Raw genomic sequence first — 24,813 nt, forward strand, 5'->3', positions numbered from 1 at the left:
TAAAAGCTAGCTTTTATCCTGCTTTTCCAAAAAGTCCTGAAACTCTATGGTGTACAGCTTTAACAGTACCAATGTCAGGGCGAAAATTATCGGCCCGTATATCACACCGATTAAACCAAACAACTGAATACCACCGATTAACGATAAGAAAATCAGCAGAGTATTCATACCTGCACTACCTTGCATAAGCAGCGGCCGTAAAAAGTTATCAATAGAACCCACCACTATCGCGCCCCACAACGCCATAAATATTGCCCAGGGCCAATCACCAATTAATAGCAAATACAAACTGGCCGGGATCCAAATTAGCGCCGTGCCTACCACCGGAATAAACGACGCGAATGCCATCATGGTGCCCCAGAATAAACCCGGTAAGCCGACAATCGCCATGGCAATACCACCAGCGATACCCTGAGCAATAGCGGTTAAAAACGAGCCCATTACTGCAGAACGTGCAACTTTTTTGGCCTCATCCAGCAGAGCCTCTTCCTGCGAGCGCGACAACGGCAACACCCAGTGCAGGGTATTCACCACTTTTTCGTGATCACGCAGTAAAAAGAATAAAATAAACAGCATCAGAATAAAGCTAAACACCAGGCCGGTGACATCGCCAACCAGCTTAGTACTGAGATTCAATAACTCTTTACCAAAACCAGTAGCGAATTCTGTCAGTTGCTGCACCAAACTCTGGCCACTGATGTTTGCTGCAGGTAGCAGCTGATTAACTTTCTCCAACGCGCTTTGTAGCAACGGATGTTGGATCAATTGTTCAGCACCACCACTGTTTAGCCAGATATAGCTTTGCTTGGTAAAAGCAATACCTTGCTGCACTATTGCCATAAATACCAAAGATGCCGGCACCAAAATAACCACTACCAGCAATAAACAAGAAACACTGGCAACCAGATTTGGCCTGTCGGGTATTTTTTGCTCAATATACTGGTGTACCGGAAAGCACAGCAGCGACAGCACAAAGGCCAGTACTATAGCGCCAACGTAGGGTGCCACCAGCAAATAACTGGCGTACAATGCCAACAATAAGGCGCCGATCAACACATAATGGCGCGATTCCGTTTTAAAACCTTGTCTCATTTAACTACACTCCGTTGTCTTGCGGCCTAAGGCGCAACCTGCTGTAAAATCAGACCACAAATATAAGCGCCATAAGTGCCCAAACCATAACCAAGCACTGCCAGCAACACCCCAACCGGAGCCAGCGACGGATGAAACGCCGCCGCCACTACCGGCGCCGATGCTGCGCCGCCCACATTGGCCTGGCTGCCCACCGCCATATAAAACATCGGCGCTTTAATCAGTTTGGCTACCAGCAGCAACAAGCCGGCATGCACCAGCATCCAAACAATACCCACTAAAAACATCAGCGGGTAATCCAAAATAGCGGTAATGTCCATGTGCATGCCGATGGTCGCCACCAGAATATAAAGAAATGCAGAACCCACCTTAGAGGCGCCTACCGCTTCTAATTTACGCACCTTAGTAGTCGACAAAAACAAGCCCAGTGTGGTGGCAATAACGACCAACCAGAAGAAGGTACTGGTTAGGCTGTACATCGCCAGCCCCGGCGCGACCTGTCCAATCCACGGAGCAATAACATCGGCCAGCGCATGAGACAAACCGGTAACACCAAAGGCCACTGCAATAATCAGCATAATGTCATTCAGCTTGGGAATACGCGCATTTTCGGCTTCATATTGTTCAATTTTACGACGCAAATTGACAATACCGCTGGTGTCCGCGCCATTTTTGCGGTCAAAAAACTCAGCGCGACTGGCGATAAACAGCAATACTGCCATCCAGACATTAGCAACCAATACATCGACGGTAATCATTACCGAAAAAATACTGCCATCAACATTAAACACTTCTTTCATCGCCGCCTGATTAGCGCCACCGCCAATCCAGCTGCCGGCAATGGTAGTCATACCACGCCAGACGTCGCCACCGAGCTGTTCCGGAAAAAAGTAACCCACGCTGACAAGGGCTATTGGCCCACCAATTACGATGCCGGCGGTACCGGTTAAAAACATGATCAGAGCTTTAGGACCAAGCCCCAGTATCGCTTTAAAATCGACGCTTAAGGTCAGTAATACTAAACTTGCTGGCAGCAAGTAGCGTGACGCCATCTTATATAGCGCTGACCCCTCGCCATCAATAACACCAAAGGTATTAAATAGCGACGGAATGAAGTAGCACAGCAATAGCGCCGGCACATAGGTATAAAACTTTTTGAAAAACGGGTTATCGCTGTGGCTGGTATAAAATACCGCACCAAGGATCACCGCCATTAAGCCAAGCACCACCGCATCATTGGTGATCAGCACACTGGATTCTTGCATAAAAGCCCCTGAAAAAGCAAAACGAAACGGCTGTTTTACTGACAACCCTTTTTGCGCCAACATAGCACAGCGCATCGGGCTAAACAAAGCACCGCCGGCTGCTTTACCGCAAAGTTGCGTTAACCTGCCGACTCATTAGCACTTTGGCCTGATACTTTGGCTGGTATTATGCTGTAATAAGGCCGCAGCTGTGACGACAACAGCGACAAATAACCACCCCCACGGAGGAACAATGCGATCCCTTATCTCAGGTATCACCGCACTGCTGGCAGTATTTAGCAGCAGTGTCTGCGCCAAGGCCATCACGTTAGAACAAACCATTAGCGTACAAAGCGTGACACAAGTTGCCCTGAGCAACGATGGTAATTACACGGCTTTTATTCGCAACCGGCCGCGCACCCCCTACACAGAAGACGATGGCAGCAGCCATCACGAATTGTTTCTGGTTGACGACAAAGGTAATGAACGCCCTTTTGTCAGCGGCAGTGGCCGCGTTGGTAACATTAAATTCAGCCCCGACAACCGCCAACTGTATTTCACCGCCAAAAGAGGCGATGACAAATTCACCAGCCTGTACCGTATTGCCTTAAGCGGCGGCGAAGCCATAAAAGTTCTGACGCACAGTAGCAACATCAGTGCTTACGATATCAGTGATGATGGCAAGCAGCTGGCATTTTTAGCCAAACCAGCTGCAGCAAAACACAAAGCCAACCTGACCAAAAAAGGCTTTAAGGCACAGGTATATGAAGAAGACTTAGAGCTGACGCAACTGTGGCTGGCTGAGCTTAACGTCGATAAACTGACGCCTAAACAGCTGGCAATAGATGCCGATGTACTATCGGTAGCCTTTGCCCCCAAGCAGATGCAATTGTTGCTACGGGTGGCACCCAGCGCGCTGATTGACGACAACTATATGGCCAGCCATTACCAATTGGTCGACTTTGATGGCAAGGTGCAGCAGAAGTTTAACACCGTAGGTAAGCTGGACCGCGCCGCATTCTCACCTGACGGCAGCAAAATTGCCCTGATTGGTAGCGCCGACATTCACGACCCGTCTGCTGGCCGTTTGCTACTGGCCGAGGTTAAAACAGCCAGCATTACCGAACTGGTACCGGATTATATGGGCCATGTTCAGGATTTTGGCTGGCGCTCAGACAACCAGTTGTTATTTGTCGGCCATGTTGGTACCGAAGCTGAAATTGGCAGTGTAAACCTGCGCAACAAACGCATCAGCACCCTGGTTAAAACCGGCAACGGCATTATTACCCGCCTCGCGCAACCTGCCGGTAGCAAACACAGCCGGGTACTGCTGAACAAAGCAGAACATCCGAATGAAGTGTACAGCTTAAGCGAGCAAGGCAACTTGCAACGTCTGACCCATTCCAACTCCTGGTTAGACAACATAGACATGCCAAAACAACAAACCCTGACCCATACCGCCACCGACGGCACCGAGCTACAAGGTGTGCTGGTTTATCCGCTGAATTATCAGCAGGGCCAGCGCTATCCGTTAATTATGGTGGTACATGGCGGGCCGGAAGCGCATATTTCCAATGGTTGGCTAGACCGTTATGCCAGCCCGGTTAAGCTGGCAGCCAGCGAAGGCTATATGCAATTCTTCCCCAATTACCGCGGTAGCACCGGCCGTGGTGTCGCCTTCTCCAAACTGGGCCAGAACGATTATGCCGGTAAAGAGTTTGATGACCTGGTAGATGCAAAAAACTATCTGGTAGAACAAGGTCTGGTAGATAGCGCCAAAGTAGGTATTACCGGCGGCTCTTACGGCGGTTATGCGTCAGCCTGGGCTGCCACTAAGCAAACCGAACACTTTGCGGCCAGCGTAATGTTTGTCGGGATCAGTAATAACCTGTCTAAGTTTGGTACCACCGACATCGCCAACGAAATGCACCTGGTGCATGCGCGCAGTTATCCGTGGCAAAAATGGCAATGGTATTTAGAGCGCAGCCCGATTTACTATGCAGAGCAGGCCAAGACCCCGATTTTGATTATGCATGGTAAAGACGACACCCGCGTGCATCCGAGCCAGTCGATGGAGCTGTACCGCTACTTAAAAACCCATGGCAAGGTGCCGGTGCGTTTAGTGTTGTATCCGGGTGAAGGTCACGGTAATCAGAAAGCGGCAGCGCAATTAGATTACGGCATGCGCCTGATGCGCTGGATGGATCATTTCTTAAAGCAGGGTAATAAAGATTTACCACCGCACGAGCTGCCACACGCTGACAACATAAAAGCTGCCACTAAGGTACAAGACGCCGCCTGAGCGACGCACGCCTTAAACTAACCCACGCCCGGCATGCCGGGCGTTTTTACTGGCCAGCTTTGGCTGTTAATGCCGGTGCATCAAAGGTAACACCATCCCAGCCGTTGCGGATAAAGTTACGGATATTCTGATGATCTGTCCCCTTGGGGTTATTCAGCACAATACGGTAGTAGTCGCCAAATAAAAACAGTGTTTGGGGTGCCGACAACTGATGCAACAAGCCAAACGCCAGAATTTTACACGAGCCGTTGTTTTCCCCAGCGCCGTTATACAGCTCACCATTGTGAAAGCCGGTAGGCGTAAACTGATACAACGCCTCTATCAGCGCTATGCTTTGCTCAAAGCTGATGCTCTCAGGCTCAGTACTTAGCTGAATAAAAAATTGTTCTAACATATGAACTCCTGTGCTTCATCGCCTCACTGACGGCTATAGCGTGATACTAAGCCCGGCCACCATCATTAGGCAATACGACCAAGGTCAGCAACGTAAATTTACTATGCAGTGCCGTTTGTGGCTAATTCCCGCACCTTGGCCTGATATACTCAGGCAATATTTGATTGCAAAAGCGCATTATGATTACCGCTGATATCTGCCACAACGCCCGGCTGGCGCGCGATGCCCGTTTTGACGGTTTGTTTTTTACCGCAGTAAAAAGCACCGGTATTTATTGCCGGCCAATTTGTCCGGCGCGGCCGCCGGCAGAGCATCAGGTGTGTTATTACCCTTCAGCGTCTGCTGCCAGCGCCGCTGGCTATCGACCCTGCCTACGCTGCCGGCCTGATAGCGCACCGGGATCTGCGGCATGGCAAGGCACAGATACTACGTTACAGAGGGCATTACGGTTAATTGACGAAGGTGGATTGCAGCAGCAAACACAGCAAACACTGGCCGGGCGCCTGGGCATCAGTGAACGCTATTTACGTAAATTATTTCAACAGCAGCTTGGCGTTGCGCCTAAACAGTATGCGCTGGCGCAACAGGTGTTGTTTGCTAAAAAATTGCTGCATGAAACCGCGTTACCGGTAAGCAATATTGCCTTTCAGGCCGGCTTTAACAGCGTGCGCCGTTTTAATGATGCTTTTAAACAACAGCTTAAACTGTGCCCGCTCGACATACGCCGCCACAATAAAACAGCCGCCGACAGGCTGGAACTAAGCCTGAGTTACCGGCCGCCGCTGGCGTGGCAACAGATGCTGGATTTCTGGCGTGACCGCACACTGCAAGGTATAGACTGGGTTCAGGATCAGCGCTATGGTCGCAGCTTTTGCTTTATGCAGCAACCTGGCTGGTTTGAGGTAGCACCAGGCAAGGGAAACAACCTGCAGCTGCAACTGCACTGGCCGGGCCAACAGGGGTTGTTTAACCTGATCCGGCAACTGCGCCGCCTGCTGGATCTGGATGCCAATATGCTGCATATCGAACAACAGCTCAGTAAACATCCATTGTTCAGCCGGGGCCTGGTCAGCGGTTTGCGTATTCCAGGAGTATGGAATAGCTGGGAAGCTGCTGTACGTGCAGTGCTGGGCCAGCAAGTGAGTGTTGCCGGTGCCCGTACCCAACTTAACCGCCTGGTACAAGCGCTGGGCGAGCCACTGGCAGCAGATAAAAAACTGTTTCCCACACCGCAAGCGGTGCTGGCCAGCGACTTACAAATGATTAAAGTGCCGCAAGCCAGACGCGATACGTTAACGGCGCTGGCGCAGCATGTTATTAACCACCCTGATGCCACACCTGAGCAATGGCTGGCTATCAAAGGTATTGGCCCTTGGACAGTTAGCTATGCCAGATTACGCGGCTTATCAGACAGCGATATCTGGCTGGGTGGCGATTTAGGCGTACAAAAAGCGCTGGCCAAAACCGGCGTTGCTGCAGACGACAGCGCGCTGGCACCATGGCGCAGCTACGCCACCTTTCAGTTATGGTTTAGTTTAGGAAACTGACTATGTATATGCAGTTTATTAACAGCCCGCTGGGGCCGGTCAAAATAACCGCTTCAGATAGCGGCATTACCGGTATCAGTTTTGTCAGCACCGTATTTGCCAGCACTGCACAGCCATCGCTGCCCTCGGCGCTCACCGACAGCGCCGCCGTCCAGCTTAGCGCTTATTTTGCCGGCAGCCTGAGCCGTTTTGATCTGCCGCTGGCTGCACAAGGCACCGCCTTTCAGCAGCAAGTATGGCGCACGCTGTGCACTGTGCCCTTTGGCACAACCTGCAGCTACGCCGACATAGCCCGCGGCATCAGTAATGTGAAGGCCGTACGCGCCGTCGGCGCTGCCAATGGCCGTAACCCTATTGCCATAGTGGTACCCTGCCACCGTGTTATCGGCGCCAACGGCACCTTGACCGGTTATGCCGGCGGCTTGGATAAAAAAGCCTGGCTGCTGAAACACGAACAGCGCCCTTAAGCGCTGTTCTTTTTATCACTAAGCCTTATTAGAACTGGTACGTTACACCTAAACGGAACTCATTTTTTGTATCGCCACTGTTTAGCGCAATATTGCTGCGAATGGCCCAGTCCGGGCTTAGATAAAAAGCAATACCGCCCGCCAGGCTGCCATGGTCGTCACCCATAGAGTGATAAGTAGCCTCTGAGTACAACTCTACCTGCGGCGTTAACGGGTGGCGCAAACCGATACCCGCATAACCGCCGGTATTGTCAGCATCACCGGAGGCATGCTCAATACCGGCCAACAGATAGCTTTGCGTAGTTGGTGAAAAATCCAGTTTAAAACCAGTAAGATAGTTTACACCAGCCTGAACGAAGTTCACGTCAAACGGGCCACTGGATAAGCGCGAAAAAGTGCCATCAACAATCCAACGGCTATCTAAACGGTAAGAGCCTTCAACATAAGGGCCATCGCTGCCGGCGTCAGTATAGCCACCACCAACATAGTCCCAGTTAATATTTGCCTGCGCACCGGCAGCAAACGCCAATACCAACGCCGATAATGTCATCGCGGTTTTTTTCATTTGTTGTACTCCTTGACTGCCCTCTCGTTAAAACGGGCATAGCCATATGATAAAAGATGTTGCCAGCTTAGCGGCTGCGTCTTAACAGCAGCTGAACTGTTAACCAGGCCAACCATTCGATTTTATCTGACTTTTAGTGCCAAATTTCGCCCTTTTCTTCTCATTAACTATGGCATTTAATAGGCAAAAGCCAAATGGAGCGCCTTATGACTGCACGTAATGTTCAACGTTTAATACCAGCGGTAACCACCTCTGATGGTGCCGGAGTGAGTATCAGACGTAGTTTGGGGCAAAACCAGCACACCCGGCTGGACCCGTTTTTAATGCTGGATTTTTTTGGTTCAGACAAAGCTGCTGACTACATTAAGGGATTTCCTGCTCACCCGCACCGGGGGTTTGAAACCGTAACTTACATGCTTGAAGGCCATATGCTGCATGAAGATCATCTGGGCAATAAGGGGCATCTAAAAAGCGGAGGTGTGCAATGGATGACTGCAGGGCGCGGTATTATTCACTCCGAAATGCCGCAACAGGAACAAGGCCTGATGCAGGGATTTCAACTGTGGATAAATTTGCCGGCCCGCGAAAAGATGAAACCGGCCGCTTATGTCGATATAGCACCAGAGCTCATTGCGCAGCAACAACTGGCGCAAGGCAGTGTAAAAGTGATTGCCGGCGTATTGCACACAGACGAACTTGAGCTGGGCGGTCCGATCCAGGGCCTGAGCACCGACCCACAGTATTACGATATTGCGTTAAATGCCGGGCAAAGTTTGACGTTAGCACTGCCACCTGCACACAATGCACTGGTTTATCCTTATCACTCCTCTGTACAGATAGCAGATGGCGCTGATATCAGAAAAGTGCCGGTACACCATGCTGCGGTGCTGACTCACGGCAACAGCCTGACACTGCAAGCTGAACAATCCTGCCGGTTTCTGGTTCTGGCCGCTGCACCTATTGGTGAGCCAATAGTGCAATATGGCCCTTTTGTAATGAATAGCGTGACAGAAATCGAACAGGCAATAAGCGATTACCAGCAAGGTAAGCTAACTGACAATACCGCTGCGCTCAGCATAACGCTGACACAATAAAAGCGGCAAAAAGCGAGATTTTCCCGCTGTCGCGTTTTATACTGACGCCTTTGTTGAAAGTACAGAGAGTCAGCATGCAATTAATCGGTATTATCGGCGCAATGGAGCCCGAGGTGGCGCTGTTGCGCCAGCAAATCAGCGACATCACCAGCACTGAACTAGGTGGCTACACCTTTCACAGCGGCAAGCTGTCAGGCATGCAGGTGGTGCTGGTGCAATCTGGTATTGGCAAAGTGGCAGCAGCACTGGCTACAGCGCTACTGATCCAACATTTTAAACCCGATGCCATTATAAACACCGGCTCAGCCGGTGGTTTTGACCCAGAACTAAATGTGGGTGATGTAGTGATCAGCACCGAAGTGCGGCATCACGATGTTGATGTGACCGCTTTTGGCTATGAAATAGGCCAGGTACCGCAAATGCCAGCAGCGTTTAACGCCCACCCGGCACTGATTGACGCTGCCGAGCACAGTATTCAGGCATTGGGCTATTGTCAGACCAAAAAAGGTCTGATTGCCACCGGTGATAGCTTTATCTGTGACCCGGCCCGCATTGCTGTTATTCGCCAACACTTTCCTGCCATGCTGGCGGTAGAAATGGAAGGCGCAGCCATAGCTCAGGTCTGCCACATGCTCAACACCCCCTTTGTCGTGATCCGCAGCCTGAGTGATATTGCCGGTAAAGAGTCGCCGCAATCTTTTGAAGCCTATCTGGCCGTCGCCTCAGAAAACAGCTCCGCCATGGTGCAGCAGCTGTTAACACGTTTGGCCGCTGTTGCTTTATAACGTGCAGTGGCTGCAGGACGTCTGGCTTAACCCACCACTGTTACTGTTGGTGGTGTTGCTTAGCACTATACTGCCACTGCCATTGGCCTATCACCCGCTTACGCTTTATCGTTACCTGGCGTTTGCGCTGGGGAAAAAAGTCAACCCTGATCCCAGCCGTCCCCGCCAGCAACTTTACATCTCGGGTATGCTGGCTACCTTAGTGGCAACGCTGCCAATAATAGCGTTGTGCTATAGCCTGTATCACTTTTCACAGTTACCGCAGCTGTTCGACGCGCTGTTGCTGTTTGCTTGCATTGACTGGCAGCAGCGACGCAAGGCAGCCTGGCAAATACAGCAGGCATTGCAGCGTAATCAACTTAGCCTGGCCAGGGAGCAGGCAAGCACCTTGTTGCTGCGGCGCACTGATAACCTAAGCAACATGGGGCTGAGCAAAGCGGTATGCGAAAGTTTGCTATTGCGCAGTGCCACTGAAGTAGTTGCTACTTTGCTATGGTTCTTGGCGGCTGGCGGTTTAGCGGCGCTGGGCTACCGGCTATTGGTGGTATTACAGCAACAATGGAACATTAAGCAAGTAAGCTATCGTTATTTTGGCCAACCAGTGGCACGTCTGGTGCAGCTATTATCGGCACCGGCAATAGTAGTTTGTTGTGCTGTTATTGCCTTAAACTATGGTGTCAGACAGTGCTGGCAAAGTTGCAGTGCCAAGCCATTGCATATCGGCCGGCTGCCACACTGGCTGCTATGTTGCAGTGCTGCCGCCCTGCGACGCAGCCTGGGCGGGCCTGTGTACTATGGTAGCATTAAAACCCAACGCAGCCGAATTACACAGCAGCAAGAGCCGACAGCTACTGATATCGCTAAAATACTAAAGTTAACCCGCCAGAACCATTTGGCATTAGTAATGCTTGCCAGCGTAATACTGTTGTTACAGGTGGTTTGGTTAGTCAGTTATTAAGTTATTAAGTTATGTTATTTTCAGTACAGCGCTGGACTCTAAGCTGTTCTCGTTATATGTTTTTCAGCACACTTGGCGTAGCACCAATAATACTGATAAAGCTACCAGATGGGAGATGTAGTGAACTTTCTGCCACAATTATGGCGTTATGCGGCATTTTTTCTGCTCTGGCTAACGCTATCCGTGCCGGCAACACCGTTATTACGACCACTGACACCCGATTTGGGGCTGTCACAAGGCAGCATCTATGACCTGATGCTGGACCAGGATGGTTTTCTCTGGGTGGCTACTGCAGGCGGCTTGAACCGTTTTGATGGTATCCAAGTTACCCAGCCCGGCACCGCTCAATATAACCTGCGCGCGGTATCGTTCACCCGCCTGCTACGCGACAGTAACGACCAGATTTTTGCTGCCAGCGCCAGCGGTGACATTTACCGCTACCAGCAACCAGACGGCAATATGCAGCTATTTAGTCAGCTACAACAACAGGACGAAACACTGCTGCATCCCTTTATCACTGGCTTGATGCAATATGACGACAGCAGCATGCTGGTTACCACTGCAAATACGCTGTATCAGGTTTCCAGCCAGTCTGGCAATGCCATAAAACGCTTTAGCTTAACTGAATTGGGCCACAACGACGGTTGGCTACGAGGTCTACTGGTATGGCAGCACTACGTGTTACTGGCAGCCTTCAACGGCGTGATTGTTTACGATATGCAGACTGGCCAGCATCAATATCTGCCTCATTTAGCCGCCGCTGCAGCTAATGCTGATACCAGTCATGTTAAAGTGCTTAGCATTGCTAATGAAAGGCTCTGGGTCGGTACAGTTGCCGGCCTTTACAGTATAAGTTTGCCCGACGTGCAGGCGTACCTGGAGCACGGAACGGCATATCAAACTCAGATTGAACTGGCGCAACCTAATATTTGGCAGCTGCTGTGGCAAGACGACAAACTGCTGATACCAACCGAACGCGGTTTGCTTAGCTATACGCCGCAAACTAAAGATATTGAAACACTGGTGCAATTTAGCTCGGCGGGTTTGGGGCTGTTTGAAGATAGTATTCTAGATATTGTCGCCGACAACGAAGGCGGTTACTGGCTGGCATCACGCGACGATGGGGTCTATTACTGGCACCCACAAAGTGAAGCTTTTAGCCAACTAAGCCGGCGCAATGACAGCTCAGTGCTTAGCAGTGACAAGGTATACAGTTTATTGCAAGATGGGCCGACATTATGGGTAGGCACTGCCAATGGCTTAAACCGCCTGGATGAAAACACCCTAAACAACGGCCAGTTTTTGGTTTCAGACGATGCCAAAGCTGTGCAGCATGAAGGTGCTATTTACCGCATTTTGCCAGCGGGTTCGCACGGCTTGTGGTTAGATACTGCTGTTGGCCTGCGCTATTTTGACAAGCAACAACTGACTCAAACGGCAGCACCGTTAGCAGATAGCCGTAACACGACGTTACTGGACCATTTTAGTTACTCGTATTTTCAATATGGCCAGCATATTTACTTTTTTCGTCAGGCTGAAGTTTTCCGCTACGATGTAGTAACGCACCATGTAAAAAATATGACTGCAGCACTGCCAGATTTCACCGTTGACAGCAATAGCGTGATCTTGCACCAACTAACAGGGCCAGCAGGTGGATTACTGCTAAGCAAGCCTGATGAAATATGGCTGTGGCAGCCCGACAGCCAGCGCAGCCGCTTATTATTCAGACATAAAGACTATCAGCCGCACTTAAACCGGATTGCCGATACCGCAACAACAGATTCGCAAAACAGATTGTGGGTTGGTATGTCTGGTATCGGCTTGCTTGGTTTTGATCTGACATCACTTCAACTGCAGCACACTTTGAACACTGGCGAAAAACAAGTGCCTGATGCTATCTACGACCTGCAAACGGCAACAAATGGCGACATATGGTTTTCATCCCATCAGGGGCTCGGCAAGTTAAATCTACAGACACTGCAAATAGAATTGTTTAGCCGCGATGATGGCCTGGACACCCATGAGTACAATAGCGGGGCAGTCGCAGTGCATTACAGCGGCCAGCTGGTTTATGGTTCAATGCGCGGCCTGACGTTTGTTGCAACCGACAAACTGGCACCACAGCATAACAACAACCCGGTAATTATTACCGGTATAAGCGTACTCAGCGGAGACTTCAAACCGTTACAAACCAAACTTAATGGCCGCCACCTCACATTGTCACATCAGGATCAAGGTATTACGTTGCAGTTCAGCGCCATGAGCTTCAGCCGTAACCATAAACTAAAATATCGCTATTGGCTCAGTGGCAGCAGCGAGCTGACATATCCGTTACAACGCAGTAGCAGCATAGTGTTTCCGCAATTAAATAGCGGCAGTTATCAATTTAATGTGGTGGCAGTGTCACCGGAAACGGGTGAGGAAAGCCCTGCTGCCAGTTTTACATTAACCATCAAGCCCGCCCCCTGGCTGTCGGGCTGGGCTATTTCAAGCTATTTTCTGCTGTTGTCGCTAATCTTATTTCGTTTTTATCGTTTCAGACAAAAGCAACAACGTGAAGTCAGCGCAGCCCATGATAAAGTAAAACAAAGTGCCCAACGCCTGAAACAGGCATTAGCATCGGTAAATAGCGGTGCCTTTGAGTGGAAAGCCGAGAGTAATAGCTTATTCGCCATACGCATGCACAACATGCTGGGCTATGCTGAAAACATGAATATGTTAACGCTACAACAACATATCAGTCTTATTCACCCCGACGACCTGGATAAATTTAACAGCCGTTGGCAACGGTTTATGCAAGATCCGCAGCAAGGCTTCGACTGTACCTACCGCTTAAAACATTGCGATGATAACTGGCTGTGGTTCAGAGATCAGGGCAAAGCCACCAGCAGCGACAGTGCAAACCGGCCATTGCAAATGATTGGCACCTTTAGCAACATTACCGAAACACGGGCTAATCAGGAAAAAGCCCGGCTATTTGGCGAGGCCTTTCAGCAAACCCGCGATTGGGTAGTTATTCTTGATACGCAACAACGTGTTATGACAGCAAACCAGTCATTCTGTAGCGCCTTTGGCAATATGGAGCTGTATCTGGATCAACCGCGAACCCACCATCTGGGTATTAGCCTGGTACGGCGACGTTTTTATACCGGGCTGCTCAGAGACATGACCCCGGGCCAGCACTGGCAAGGTGAAGAGCTGGTTATCACACCTGATGGCCGTGAGCGCCCGACACTGATTAATATAAGCGCCATAGCAGAACCAGAGCAGCCTACCTTTTATGTACTGGTATTTACCGATATCACCGCACAAAAGCTGGCCGAAGATGAGCTGCGTTATTTGGCTAATTACGATGCCTTAACCGGCCTGCCTAACCGCGCACTATTGATGGACCGTATTTACCACGGCATTGATCAAGCCAAACGTGACAAGCGCTCGCTGGCACTGTGTTTTATCGACCTGGACAAGTTTAAACAAATTAACGATTCGCTTGGCCATGATATAGGCGACTTGCTGTTAAAAGAAGTGGCACGCCGCCTTACGTTAACTCTGCGTGACAGCGACACAGTGGCACGGCTTGGCGGGGATGAATTTGTCGTGTTGCTTGAGGGTTATAAAGCGCAGGACAATATCAGTCATGTCGCGCGAAAAATGCTAACCATTGTCAGCGAAACCATGCAGTTTGGCACCCATACCGTTGGCATTTCACCCAGCATAGGTATCGCGGTGTACCCCGAAGATGCCATCAATGCCACTGAGTTACTCAAGCATGCCGATGTAGCGATGTATCACGCCAAAGAAGCGGGTCGGAATAACTTTCAGTTTTTTACTGCCGAAATGAATGAAAAAGCCCATATGCGGCTGGCACGCGAAACCAGATTACGTAGCGCATTGAAAAAAAACGAGTTTATCAATTACTATCAGCCAATCGTTAACAGCCAAACCCGGCAGGTGGTAGGTGCTGAAGTACTGTTGCGCTGGTACAGTAGCGATGGTTTAATTTCACCGGCCGAGTTTATTCCATTAGCCGAAGAGCTGCGGCTGATTATTAATATGACCAACCTGCTACTTGAGCGTGCCTTGAAAGACCTGCAGCAATGGCATAGGAATGGCCATCTGATCTATTTGTCAGTCAATATTTCGCCACAACACCTTGAGCAACTGTCGCTGGCCGAGCATACCAAACACTTGTTAAAGAAGTACGACATACCTGCCAGCTATCTGCGGTTTGAAGTTACCGAAAACGGCCTGATGCGTGATCATGAAAGTGCTATTGAAACTATGCTGTCACTGAGCTTCCTCGGCGTACAGCTGGCACTGGATGATTTTGGCACCGGTTACTCCTCGTTAAAGTACCTGAAAGAACTGCCGATTGATGGCATAAAAATAGACCGCAGCTTTGTGCAGGACATCGGTATCGACAACAGTGACGAGACCATTATCGAAGCGATGTTATCAATGGCTAACAGCCTTGGCATGTACTGCATCGCCGAAGGCGTAGAAACGGAGCAGCAGCTGGCCTTTTTCAGCCGCCGCCAGTGTTATCTGATCCAGGGCTATTTGTTTGCCCGACCAATGCCAGCAGTACAAATGGAGGATTATCTGCTGCAAGAACATTAACACCACACAATCGAGCGCCAAACAGACCCGGCGCTGCGATATTCCGCGCCAACCAGTTTACAACCACTCTGTTATACTAGTGCGTCCATTCTGACCACTGAGTAGTTATGTTATCCCCACTCGTCAAAGGTGCGTTATTGCTATTGCTGGCAGAAGCCTGCTTTGCTGGTATCGGTGCTATTGTTAAGTTTACCAGCAGTACTGCATCTGAAGTACAAGTGGTGTTTTTTCGTAATTTTTTTGCGCTATTACTCATGCTACCGTTTTTGTACAAATATGGTTTTAACCTGTTAAAAACCCAACGCTGGTACCTGCACCTTAGCCGCGCCCTAACCGGCATTATCTCGATGTACTGCTTTTTCTATGTGCTGGCCAGGTTGCCATTGGCGCAAGGCATGCTGGTGTTGTTGTTATCGCCGTTTATTGTTCCGCTTATTGCCCGCTTCTGGTTAAAAGAGCGCCCCAGCCGGCTGACGCTATTTGGCATTTTGTTGGGCTTTGTCGGAGTAATGTTGGCGCTACCGGCCAACTACGGCAATGCCGATGCGATTTTGCTGGTTGGCTTATTGTCAGCGGTGTTAGTGGCCATAACCAAAACCACTATCCGCTATATGTCAGATACTGAGCCTGCGGTACGCATTGTGTTTTATTTCTCCCTGCTCACCGCAGTATTGTCTGCCATACCGGTGCCGTTTTACTGGCAACCACTAAATAACCAGGTATGGCTGGCTTTTGTGGCGATGGGCGTACTGGCGGCGATTGGCCAACTGGCAATGACACGCGCTTATGCCGTAGCGCCGGCCAGTGATATTGGCATGTGGACGTACAGCAGCGTTATTTTTGCCGGCTTGTTTGGTTATCTGTTCTGGCAAGAGCCCGTAACTATGGCCTGGTTTGCCGGGGTGCTGGTTATTTTTTACGCCGGCTATATCACCACCCGGCAGAGGTTGTTGTGACGGTTTTGCAGCTGAGTCACGAACAGGCTGGGATCGGTTTACTCTAAGTCAACCGTTGAAGGCATGGATGCCTGAGTCGAGCCCCCAGGGAAGGGTTTACGGCGCGTTGACGTGGGTAAACCGATCCCTGCCCTACTCAGGAACAGCCATTTTACGCCAGTGCTGGCAACGCGGGCCCGAACAGGCTAAAATACGCTCCCTTTTTTCCAAGTGACAATACAGGTAACGACGCACAATGGGCAAAAAACTGCACATTAAAACCTGGGGCTGCCAGATGAACGAATACGACTCATCGAAAATGGCCGACCTGCTGGATGCCACTCATGGCTTTACGCTGACCGAAGAGGCAGAAGACGCAGATGTAATTCTGCTAAACACCTGTTCTATCCGTGAAAAAGCGCAGGAGAAAGTATTCCATCAGCTGGGGCGCTGGCGTCCGCTTAAGGAAAAGAACCCTGATCTCGTCATCGGTGTAGGCGGCTGTGTTGCCTCGCAGGAAGGCGCCGCTATTCGTGAGCGCGCGCCCTATGTCGATATCGTATTTGGCCCGCAAACACTGCACCGCCTGCCAGAGATGATCAACGCCGTACGCGGTAATAAATCACCGGTGGTGGATGTTTCCTTCCCGGAAATTGAAAAGTTTGACCGTCTGCCAGAGCCTAAAGCGGACGGCCCAACCGCCTTTGTTTCGGTAATGGAAGGCTGCTCTAAATACTGTACCTTCTGCGTGGTACCATACACCCGCGGTGAAGAAGTCAGCCGGCCGCTGGATGATGTATTATTTGAAATTGCCCAATTGGCCGAGCAAGGCGTACGCGAAGTTAACCTTCTGGGACAGAACGTTAACGGTTACCGCGGCGAAAAGTTTGACGGCAGTATTTGCCATTTCTCCGAGTTACTGCGTTTAGTGGCGGCGATTGACGGCATTGACCGCATTCGTTACACCACGTCGCATCCTGTGGAGTTTACCGACGATATTATTGAAGTGTACCGCGACGTACCCGAGCTGGTTGATCACCTGCACCTGCCGGTACAAAGCGGCTCTGACCGCATTTTAAACCTGATGAAACGCGGCCACACTGCGCTGGAATATAAATCACAAATTCGTAAGCTGAAGAAAATCCGGCCGAATTTAAGCATGTCGTCTGATTTTATTATCGGCTTCCCGGGTGAAGACGATGCCGACTTCCAGGCCACTATGGACCTGATCCAGGCAATTGATTTTGATATGAGCTTCAGTTTTATCTATAGCGCACGGCCGGGCACGCCCGCCGCTGACTTACCAGATGACGTTAGCGAAGACGCGAAAAAGCAGCGTCTGTATATTCTGCAAGACCGCATTAACCAACAGGCACTGAAAATTGCGCGTGGTATGCTGGGCACCGAACAGCGCATCTTGGTAGAAGGCCCGTCAAAAAAGAGTATTATGGAACTGACAGGCCGCACCGAAAATAACCGGGTGGTCAATTTTGAAGGTTCACCGGATATGATTGGCCGCTTTGTCGATGTAAAAATTACCGACGTGTTCAGTAATTCTCTGCGCGGTGAGCTTATTCGTACCGAACGCGACATGGGCCTGCGCCGCGAGATTGCCCCACAGCAAATACTGGCGCGGCAGAAAGCTGAACCCGCACCAGATACACTGGGTGTAACCAGCTATATTCCGTAATTAATCCGGGGGCCTTAGGGCCCCCCTTTGCTACTGAGGCAGGCTTTTGAGCACACCGTTACATACAGCAGACTTAACCCTGGAAGGCGCCGACAACCGTCGTTTAACCCTGTTGTGCGGCCCGTTTGACGATAACGTAAAACACATTGAACGCCGCTTACTGGTCGACATCAGCCACCGCGATAATCTACTAAAAGTGGCTGGCCCGGCAGACAATGTCGCCGCTGCGTTGGATGTGCTGCAACAATTGTACGCGCTGACGGCCGCCCCTAACGCGGAGTTAACCCCCGAGCAGGTGCATTTGTTGATCAGTGAAAACTACGACATTCAGTACCAGCAAGCCGACAGTGAAACGCGTGACTTCAGCCTGAAGACCAAAAAAGGCTTAATTAAACCGCGCAACCCAAACCAGGCCACCTACGTTAGCAACGTGCTAAACCACGATGTCTGTTTTGGTATTGGCCCGGCCGGTACCGGCAAAACTTATTTAGCCGTGGCCTGCGCGGTAGATGCATTAGAGCGCAACCTGGTGCGGCGCATTGTGTTAACCCGTCCGGCGGTAGAAGCCGGTGAGAAGCTGGGTTTTTTGCCCGGTGATTTAGCACAAAAAGTTGACCCTTATCTGCGGCCTTTGTACGACGCCTTATTTGAAATGCTTGGTTTTGAAAAAGTAGAGAAATACCTGGAACGCGGCATTATTGAAATTGCACCGCTAGCCTATATGCGCGGCCGCACGCTAAACGATGCCTTTATTATTCTGGATGAAAGCCAAAATACCACGGTAGAACAAATGAAAATGTTCTTAACCCGGATTGGCTTTAGCTCCAAAGCAGTGATCACCGGCGATATTACCCAGGTAGACTTACCTCGCGGCCAGTATTCCGGCTTAAAGCACGCCATAGATGTACTGAGCGACGTAGCTGAAATCAGCTTTAACCACTTTACGGCCAAAGACGTAGTGCGCCACCCGATAGTGCAGCGCATTGTCATGGCCTATGAAGCCTTTGAAGCAGCTAAACTGGCGGCCGATAACGCGGCGAAAGGGCAATAATGGCGATTATTCTTGATTTACAGTTAGCAAGCAGCGCAGCTGATTTGCCCAGCGAAGCTGATATTCAGCAATGGCTGGAAGCAGCGATATTACCGTTTCAGCCAGAGGCCGAAGTTACGGTACGCATTGTTGATAACAACGAAAGCCAGCAGCTGAATTTTGACTATCGCGCTAAAGACAAGCCCACCAACGTACTTAGCTTTCCGTTTCAGTGCCCGCCCGGCATAGAGCTACCTTTATTGGGCGATTTAGTCATCTGTGCCCCGGTAGTTGCTACTGAAGCGGTTGAACAAAGTAAAAGCCTGCAGGCGCATTGGGCACATATGGTAGTACACGGAAGCTTGCATTTACTCGGTTTTGACCATATAAATGACGACGATGCCGTGCAAATGGAAGCAGAAGAGATTACCATTTTGCAGCAACTTGGCTTCACTAACCCCTATTTGTTAGACGACGAATAGGTTTTTTTATTTATATGGAGCAACAGTTCACCTATGAGTGACGACCATCCCCACTCTAGAAGCGGTTCTGCCGGTAAATCCTGGCTGGATAAAATAGCCAGTATTTTTAACGCAGAGCCACAAGACATCTCTGATTTACAGGACATCATTAACGAAGCGCAAAACCGCCAGTTAATTGATGCCGATACGCAAAGTATGTTGCAAGGCGTGCTAGAGGTATCCAGCATGCGGGCACGCGATATTATGGTGCCACGCTCACAAATGGCCACTATTGATATTGATGACTCTGTCGCCGATATGTTGCCCATTCTTATGGAAAACAATCACAGCCGTTACCCGGTGGTCAATGAAGATAAAGACCATATAGAAGGCATTCTGCTGGTAAAAGACTTACTGCAATACGCGCTGGACCCCAATGTCAGCGACTGGCACCTGCGCGACTTACTGCGCCCGGCGGTTATTATTCCGGAGAGCAAACGGGTAGATGCTTTACTAAAAGAATTCCGCCAAAAACGCTACCATATGGCAGTGGTCGTCGACGAATACGGTGGTGTCTCCGGCCTGGTTACCATTGAAGATATTCTTGAGCAAATCGTCGGTGAAATTGAAGATGAACACGATGACGAAGAAGAACACGACATCAAAAAAATGGCCTCACGGGTATTTCAGGTAAGCGCCTTAACGCCGCTGGACGAATTTAACGAAAGCTTTAGTACCGACTTCGATGAAGAGGACGCCGACACCATCGGCGGCATAGTACTGCATGCCTTTGGTCATATGCCGGCTAAAGGCGAGAGCATCGAGCTTAAAGGCCTGACGTTTAAAGTCAGCAAAGCCAACAGCCGCCGCCTGGTGCAACTGCAGGTGATCCGCGCCAAAGAGCCGGTTAGCACGGACGCCAGCTGATACGGTGCGCGCTGTATTGTCCCGCTTCTCTTGTGCGTTAAGCCCGCTGGCGCTGCTCCTGGCTGGCGGTTTAACCACGCTGGCTTATGCGCCCTATACCTTGTGGTGGCTACCGCTATTTATGCTGTCAGTATTGGTGTTTGCGCTGCAACACGCCCGCAGTGCACGTCAGGCGTTGCTGTTTGGCTTTAGCTTTGGCGTGGGTTGGTTTGGTGTTGGCATAAGCTGGGTGCATGTTAGCATTGCCCAGTTTGGCGGCCTGCCACTGGCCGGCAGTTTAGGCCTGATGGCGCTGCTGGTCGGCTACCTGGCGTTATTTCCGGCATTTAGCAGCTGGCTTAGCTACAAACTGGCCCACAAAGCTGTTATGCCATTGTTATTTGCTGCTTGCTGGACAGCTGCCGAATGGCTACGAAGCGTATTACTCACCGGCTTTCCGTGGCTGTCTTTGGGCTACAGCCAAACAGAGCATGGCCTGAACAACTTTGCCCCGCTGATTGGCGAAACCGGCATCAGCTTTTTACTGGTGTTTAGCGCTGCCGCGCTGGCGCAGTTATTTCGCCCGCAACCAGCGCTAGCCCGCTACGGTTATCTGCTGATAGCCGCTCTGTTGTTTGTCGTAGCACCGCAGCTTAGCGCGGTAAAAGGCTGGCATTACAGTGATAACAGCTTAGACGTGTTGCTGGTACAGGGTAACATTAAGCAAGAGTTACGCTGGGCGCCAGAGCAAGAATGGCCCACCATGCTGAAATATCTGGACCTGACCCGACCGCATTTTCAAACTGACTTAGTTATCTGGCCTGAAGCCGCCATTCCGCAATTAGAGCCACTGGCAGAAAGCTACCTGGACAACCTGAACCGCGCTGCGCTGTATGCCAATACGGCAGTAGTAAGCGGCATTCTGGACTACGACTTCAAAACACAGCAAGCCTGGAACAACCTGATCGTGCTGGGCAAACGCCAGCCAGAATCCAGCGACGGTGACTACTTTTACGGCCACGGCAACCGTTACAGCAAGCACCATTTGCTGCCAATTGGTGAATTTGTACCGTTTGAAAGCTGGCTGAGAAAACTGGCTCCTATTTTTGATTTACCCATGAGCTCCTTTACCCGCGGCGCCTATGTGCAGCCCAACCTGGTTGCCAATGGTTACCACCTGCTGCCGGCTATCTGTTTTGAAATCGCCTTCCCAGCGCAAATAAGTGCCAATATGACAGAGCATACCCAACTGCTGCTAACAGTGAGTAACGACGCCTGGTTTGGCGACAGCATAGGCCCGCATCAGCATTTGCAAATAGCGCAAATGCGCGCACTGGAATTTGGCCGGCCGCTGCTGCGTGCCACCAACAACGGCATAACTGCAGTGGTAAAACCCGATGGCAGTATCAGCAAGCTTGCACCGCAGTTTGTTGAGGCCGTATTGCAAGACAGAGTACAGTTAACTCGCGGCCAAACGCCTTACGCCCGCTTTGGTGATCTGTGGCTATGGTTGCTTAGCGGCACGGTGTTACTATTAGCTGCCGGTCAACAGCTGCGGCATCGTGTTAAACAAACAAAAGTTTGATTGACAGCCTCTGTCGGTTACACTGTTACCACCTTTAAGGTTTACAGTGAGTTGTGATGACTTTACTGCATAACATTGCCCGCACCTTACAACGACGGCGTAACAGTACCTGGCACGCCTTGGGGTATGACACCACAGTACGAGCTGAGACCAAAACCGACTTCGCTGCTGTAGCCGAGCTTACTCTAACCGCCTTTAACAATACGACTGAAGCACAACTAATAGCTTGTCTGCGTCAGCAATGCAGTAACTGTATTTCGCTGGTAGCAGAGCGACACGGCCAGATTGTCGGCCATGTGATGTTTTCGCCAGCGACATTGGATAACGCACCAGGCGTTAAGCTAATGGCCTTAGCGCCAATGGCGGTGCGCAAAGTTATACAAAATCAGGGCATTGGCTCGGCGCTGGTGCGAGCCGGTTTAGAATTGTGTAAAAAACACGATATAGCGGCAGTGGTTGTGCTCGGGCATCCGGCTTACTACCCCCGCTTTGGTTTTAGCCCTGCCAGCCGGTTTAACATCAGCGGCCCGTGGCAGGCGCCGGATAGTAGCTTTATGCTGTTGGAGTTAAAACCCGGCGCGTTAAAGGGCAAAAGCGGCCGGGTGCAGTATCACCCGGCGTTTGCTGCACTTTAGTTAAAGTAAACTATACCAGGAACCGGATTTACACCAACAATCTAATCCTCATCCATAGCGCCATTTACTATTTCGGCTATTTCAGCCAATCGTGCCATGGCACGGCCATTAACTGATTTTTTCGGATACTGGCCACGGCTGTTTTTTTCGCCGGCTGCGACGCCGGTAAGCAAGGTTAAGGCTTCATCTACCGTTTTTACCACGTAGATATGAAATTTATGCTGCTTTACCGCAGTAATCACTTCGTCATTTAACACCAGGTTAAGCTGGTTGCTGGCCGGAATAATGACGCCCTGCTCGCCGGTTAAACCGCGGCTTTGACATAAACGGAAATAGCCTTCTACCTTTTCGTTTACGCCGCCGATAGCTTGCACCTGACCATGCTGATTAATTGAGCCGGTAACCGCCAGGCTTTGCTTAATCGGTATATCAGTGATGGCCGATAACAGCGCGCACACCTCTGCCAGCGAGGCACTGTCACCGTCAATATGGCCATAGCTTTGTTCCATGGCAATATTGGCCGATAACGTCAGCGGAAATTCACGCGCGTATTTGGCCCCCAGATAGCCGGTAAGCAACAATACGCCCTTAGAGTGAATGGCTTTGCCCAGCTCAACTTCGCGTTCGATATCTATTACGCCGCTGCTACCAGCAAATACTGTGGCGCTAATGTGTGCCGGGGTACCAAAGGCGGTGTCGCCAATTTCCAGCACCGTTAAGCCGTTAATTTTACCTACCGCCAGGCCATCGGTATCAATTAAAATTTGCCCTTCCTGAATATCTTCCAGAAAGCTTTCACTGATACGTCCAGTGCGGTGTTGCTTACCTTTTAACGCCTGCTGCACATGCTCAGCGCCAAGGCTGTCGTGCAGCTGTTGCGAGGCATAAAAACAGGCTTCACGCACCAGTTCTAATACGTCAGCAAAGCGCGCCGATAACTTACGTTGGTGCTCAGCCTGACGAAAGCTAAATAATAACAACTGCTTAAAGCCAGCAGCTGTCAGTTCATGAATATTAAGCAGCCGCATTTGCTCACGTACCTGCATCGCCATATAGCTTACTGTTTCCGTGGTGTACGGCAGGTAATGCTCAAAGTCGGCCAGTACGCGAAACAGTTCGTTAAATTCGTCGTCAACGTCCTGGATCAGGTAATACAGATCGCGCGAGCCCAGCAGCACCACCTTGACGTTTAATGGTATGGCTTTGGGGGTGATGATAGTCGAGTTAGTTACTGCGTGTTCCGACAAGGTGTCTATTTGCAACTCACCGGATTTCAGCGCCAGCTTTAGTGCATCCCACAGCGCTGGTTGGGTTAACAACCGGTCGGCATCCAGAATAAGGTAGCCGCCGTTGGCACGGTGTAAGGCACCGGGACGGATCATGCGGTAATTGGTATACAGCGAGCCGCCAGCCGAATTGTATTCTACCCTGCCAAACAGGTTGCCATAACTGGGGTTGGGTTCAAAAATAATCGGCGCCCCTGACATGCTGTCAAAATGCACCAGCACATTGGGAACAAACTCTTCAACAAAAATTTCGCGGTTGTCGTGTTCTTCCTGTTTTTCAGCATCAGACTCGTCTGGCATTAGCTCTAATACGGCCTTAACCAGATGGCTACGCATTTCGCGGATATAGCGTTGCACGCCCAGTTCGGCAGCGTAGTCATGCTCCAGTTGTTTCAGCAGCGGCTTTATTGCCTGTTCAATGGTGTCTTTGCGCAGTGCCCGTAAACTTTCAGACAGCTCGCGTTTCCATTGAGGTAACTCCAGCAGTTGCTCATTTAATACCGTTTCTAATTCACTGACCAGGCCGTAAAAATACTGACGCTGCTCTTCGGTCAGTTTAGTAAACTCTTGATCATCAAGTGGCTTGCCGTCGATAATCGGCGAAAAACTCACCGCGCCGTTTTCTTCATACAGCACAACGTTTTTTTCCAGCGCGTTTTTCTCAACCAGCTCGATAGCGTGTTCGTACTTGTCGTCAAATTCGCGTGCTATAGCTTTTTTCTTGCGCTGATAACCCGGGTTGTCAAAGGCCGCCGGAAAGGTATCTAACAGCTCATCTATCAGAGCTTCAATTTTCTTTACCAGCACCTTGCCCTCACCCGGCAACAAGCGCAGGGTGTTAGGTACCCGCTCGTCGTCAAAGTTGTTCAGGTAACACCACTCTTGCGGTGTCGCCTTTTCACTGGCGGCCAGTTGCAGAATATCTTGCACCAGGGTAAAGCGGCCCAGCGCCGGCTCACCGGCGACATACAGGTTGTAACCTGGCATATCCATGCCAATAGCAAACGCCAGTGCCGATTTGGCTCTGTCCTGGCCAATAAACGCCGGGATCAATGTGGTTTGATCCAACGCCTGCGTAATCAGTTTGTTATCAAGTTGCGGCCCCAGTTGCTGAACAGTCAGCGCCAGTGAATGTGGGTGTGATGTCATGTATTGCCTTGGCTTAAACAGCGGTAATTGGCGCTATACTAGCAAAAAAGCTGCCCTGCTGTACTGGT

General features: G+C 50.5%; 19 protein-coding genes. 14 read left to right on the forward strand and 5 right to left on the reverse strand.

Annotated features, from left to right (window positions below; all coding sequences use genetic code 11):
* Window positions 1-6 precede the first annotated feature (6 nt).
* Together ACYVIC_RS19380 and ACYVIC_RS19385 are read right to left on the reverse strand one after the other, a co-directional pair.
* Window positions 7-1,092: an AI-2E family transporter gene (locus tag ACYVIC_RS19380; RefSeq protein ID WP_460862582.1), complete on the reverse strand. Its 1,086-nt coding sequence runs from the start codon at window positions 1,090-1,092 to the stop codon at window positions 7-9.
* Window positions 1,093-1,118: 26 nt separating this feature from the next.
* On the reverse strand, window positions 1,119-2,357 hold the full coding sequence (locus ACYVIC_RS19385; RefSeq protein ID WP_460862584.1) for a DUF819 family protein: 1,239 nt from the start codon (window positions 2,355-2,357) through the stop codon (window positions 1,119-1,121).
* Between the two features lie 232 nt (window positions 2,358-2,589).
* Here ACYVIC_RS19385 and ACYVIC_RS19390 point away from each other — a divergent pair, with 232 nt between their 5' ends.
* Window positions 2,590-4,638, forward strand: a complete 2,049-nt coding sequence (locus ACYVIC_RS19390) for a prolyl oligopeptidase family serine peptidase (RefSeq protein WP_460862586.1) — start codon at window positions 2,590-2,592, stop codon at window positions 4,636-4,638.
* Window positions 4,639-4,684: 46 nt separating this feature from the next.
* Here the strand turns inward: ACYVIC_RS19390 and ACYVIC_RS19395 are convergent, their stop codons facing one another.
* A complete protein-coding gene (locus ACYVIC_RS19395) occupies window positions 4,685-5,032 on the reverse strand; it encodes a HopJ type III effector protein (RefSeq protein ID WP_460862588.1) in 348 nt (115 codons plus the stop codon).
* A gap of 164 nt (window positions 5,033-5,196) precedes the next feature.
* On the opposite strand from ACYVIC_RS19395, the gene ACYVIC_RS19400 reads away from it, so the two are divergent.
* On the forward strand, window positions 5,197-6,579 hold the full coding sequence (locus ACYVIC_RS19400) for a DNA-3-methyladenine glycosylase 2 family protein (protein WP_460862589.1): 1,383 nt from the start codon (window positions 5,197-5,199) through the stop codon (window positions 6,577-6,579).
* A 2-nt stretch (window positions 6,580-6,581) separates the two neighbouring features.
* A complete protein-coding gene (locus ACYVIC_RS19405; protein ID WP_460862591.1) occupies window positions 6,582-7,046 on the forward strand; it encodes a methylated-DNA--[protein]-cysteine S-methyltransferase in 465 nt (154 codons plus the stop codon).
* Window positions 7,047-7,074: 28 nt separating this feature from the next.
* On the opposite strand, the gene ACYVIC_RS19410 is transcribed toward ACYVIC_RS19405, so the two are convergent.
* Window positions 7,075-7,611, reverse strand: a complete 537-nt coding sequence (locus tag ACYVIC_RS19410) for an outer membrane beta-barrel protein (protein WP_460862593.1) — start codon at window positions 7,609-7,611, stop codon at window positions 7,075-7,077.
* A 206-nt stretch (window positions 7,612-7,817) separates the two neighbouring features.
* Between ACYVIC_RS19410 and ACYVIC_RS19415 the strand changes: the two genes are divergently transcribed.
* The 11 genes from ACYVIC_RS19415 to ACYVIC_RS19465 all read left to right on the forward strand — a co-directional run bounded on the left by ACYVIC_RS19415 (window position 7,818) and on the right by ACYVIC_RS19465 (window position 22,310).
* Window positions 7,818-8,705 (forward strand): pirin family protein, encoded by an 888-nt coding sequence (locus tag ACYVIC_RS19415; RefSeq protein WP_460862594.1) that lies wholly within the window; start codon window positions 7,818-7,820, stop codon window positions 8,703-8,705.
* A 74-nt stretch (window positions 8,706-8,779) separates the two neighbouring features.
* Window positions 8,780-9,490 (forward strand): 5'-methylthioadenosine/S-adenosylhomocysteine nucleosidase, encoded by a 711-nt coding sequence (mtnN, locus tag ACYVIC_RS19420; protein ID WP_460862595.1) that lies wholly within the window; start codon window positions 8,780-8,782, stop codon window positions 9,488-9,490.
* A gap of 1 nt (window position 9,491) precedes the next feature.
* Window positions 9,492-10,448, forward strand: a complete 957-nt coding sequence (locus ACYVIC_RS19425) for a cobalamin biosynthesis protein CobD/CbiB (RefSeq protein ID WP_460862597.1) — start codon at window positions 9,492-9,494, stop codon at window positions 10,446-10,448.
* Between the two features lie 120 nt (window positions 10,449-10,568).
* Complete coding sequence (locus tag ACYVIC_RS19430; protein ID WP_460862599.1) at window positions 10,569-15,068, forward strand: EAL domain-containing protein; 4,500 nt, start codon at window positions 10,569-10,571, stop codon at window positions 15,066-15,068.
* Between the two features lie 107 nt (window positions 15,069-15,175).
* A complete protein-coding gene (locus ACYVIC_RS19435) occupies window positions 15,176-16,024 on the forward strand; it encodes a DMT family transporter (RefSeq protein WP_460862600.1) in 849 nt (282 codons plus the stop codon).
* A gap of 235 nt (window positions 16,025-16,259) precedes the next feature.
* Window positions 16,260-17,693 (forward strand): tRNA (N6-isopentenyl adenosine(37)-C2)-methylthiotransferase MiaB, encoded by a 1,434-nt coding sequence (gene miaB, locus ACYVIC_RS19440; protein ID WP_460862602.1) that lies wholly within the window; start codon window positions 16,260-16,262, stop codon window positions 17,691-17,693.
* Window positions 17,694-17,739: 46 nt separating this feature from the next.
* Window positions 17,740-18,744 (forward strand): PhoH family protein, encoded by a 1,005-nt coding sequence (locus ACYVIC_RS19445; protein WP_460862604.1) that lies wholly within the window; start codon window positions 17,740-17,742, stop codon window positions 18,742-18,744.
* The gene (gene ybeY / locus ACYVIC_RS19450) at window positions 18,744-19,205 is read left to right on the forward strand and encodes an rRNA maturation RNase YbeY (protein WP_460862605.1); all 462 of its coding nucleotides are present in this window, start codon (window positions 18,744-18,746) and stop codon (window positions 19,203-19,205) included. The genes ACYVIC_RS19445 and ybeY overlap by 1 nt, the downstream gene beginning before the upstream one ends.
* Before the next feature lie 33 nt (window positions 19,206-19,238).
* Window positions 19,239-20,111 (forward strand): HlyC/CorC family transporter, encoded by an 873-nt coding sequence (locus ACYVIC_RS19455; protein WP_460862607.1) that lies wholly within the window; start codon window positions 19,239-19,241, stop codon window positions 20,109-20,111.
* Between the two features lie 4 nt (window positions 20,112-20,115).
* Entirely contained in the window at window positions 20,116-21,675 is a 1,560-nt protein-coding gene (lnt, locus tag ACYVIC_RS19460; protein WP_460862608.1) for an apolipoprotein N-acyltransferase, read from the forward strand.
* Between the two features lie 56 nt (window positions 21,676-21,731).
* Window positions 21,732-22,310 carry a GNAT family N-acetyltransferase gene (locus ACYVIC_RS19465; RefSeq protein ID WP_460862610.1) on the forward strand — a complete coding sequence of 193 codons (579 nt, stop codon included), beginning with the start codon at window positions 21,732-21,734 and terminating at the stop codon, window positions 22,308-22,310.
* A gap of 41 nt (window positions 22,311-22,351) precedes the next feature.
* On the opposite strand, the gene ACYVIC_RS19470 is transcribed toward ACYVIC_RS19465, so the two are convergent.
* Entirely contained in the window at window positions 22,352-24,745 is a 2,394-nt protein-coding gene (locus ACYVIC_RS19470; RefSeq protein WP_460862611.1) for a Lon protease family protein, read from the reverse strand.
* Between the last annotated feature and the right edge of the window lie 68 nt (window positions 24,746-24,813).

Source organism: Rheinheimera gaetbuli, from assembly GCF_054781935.1.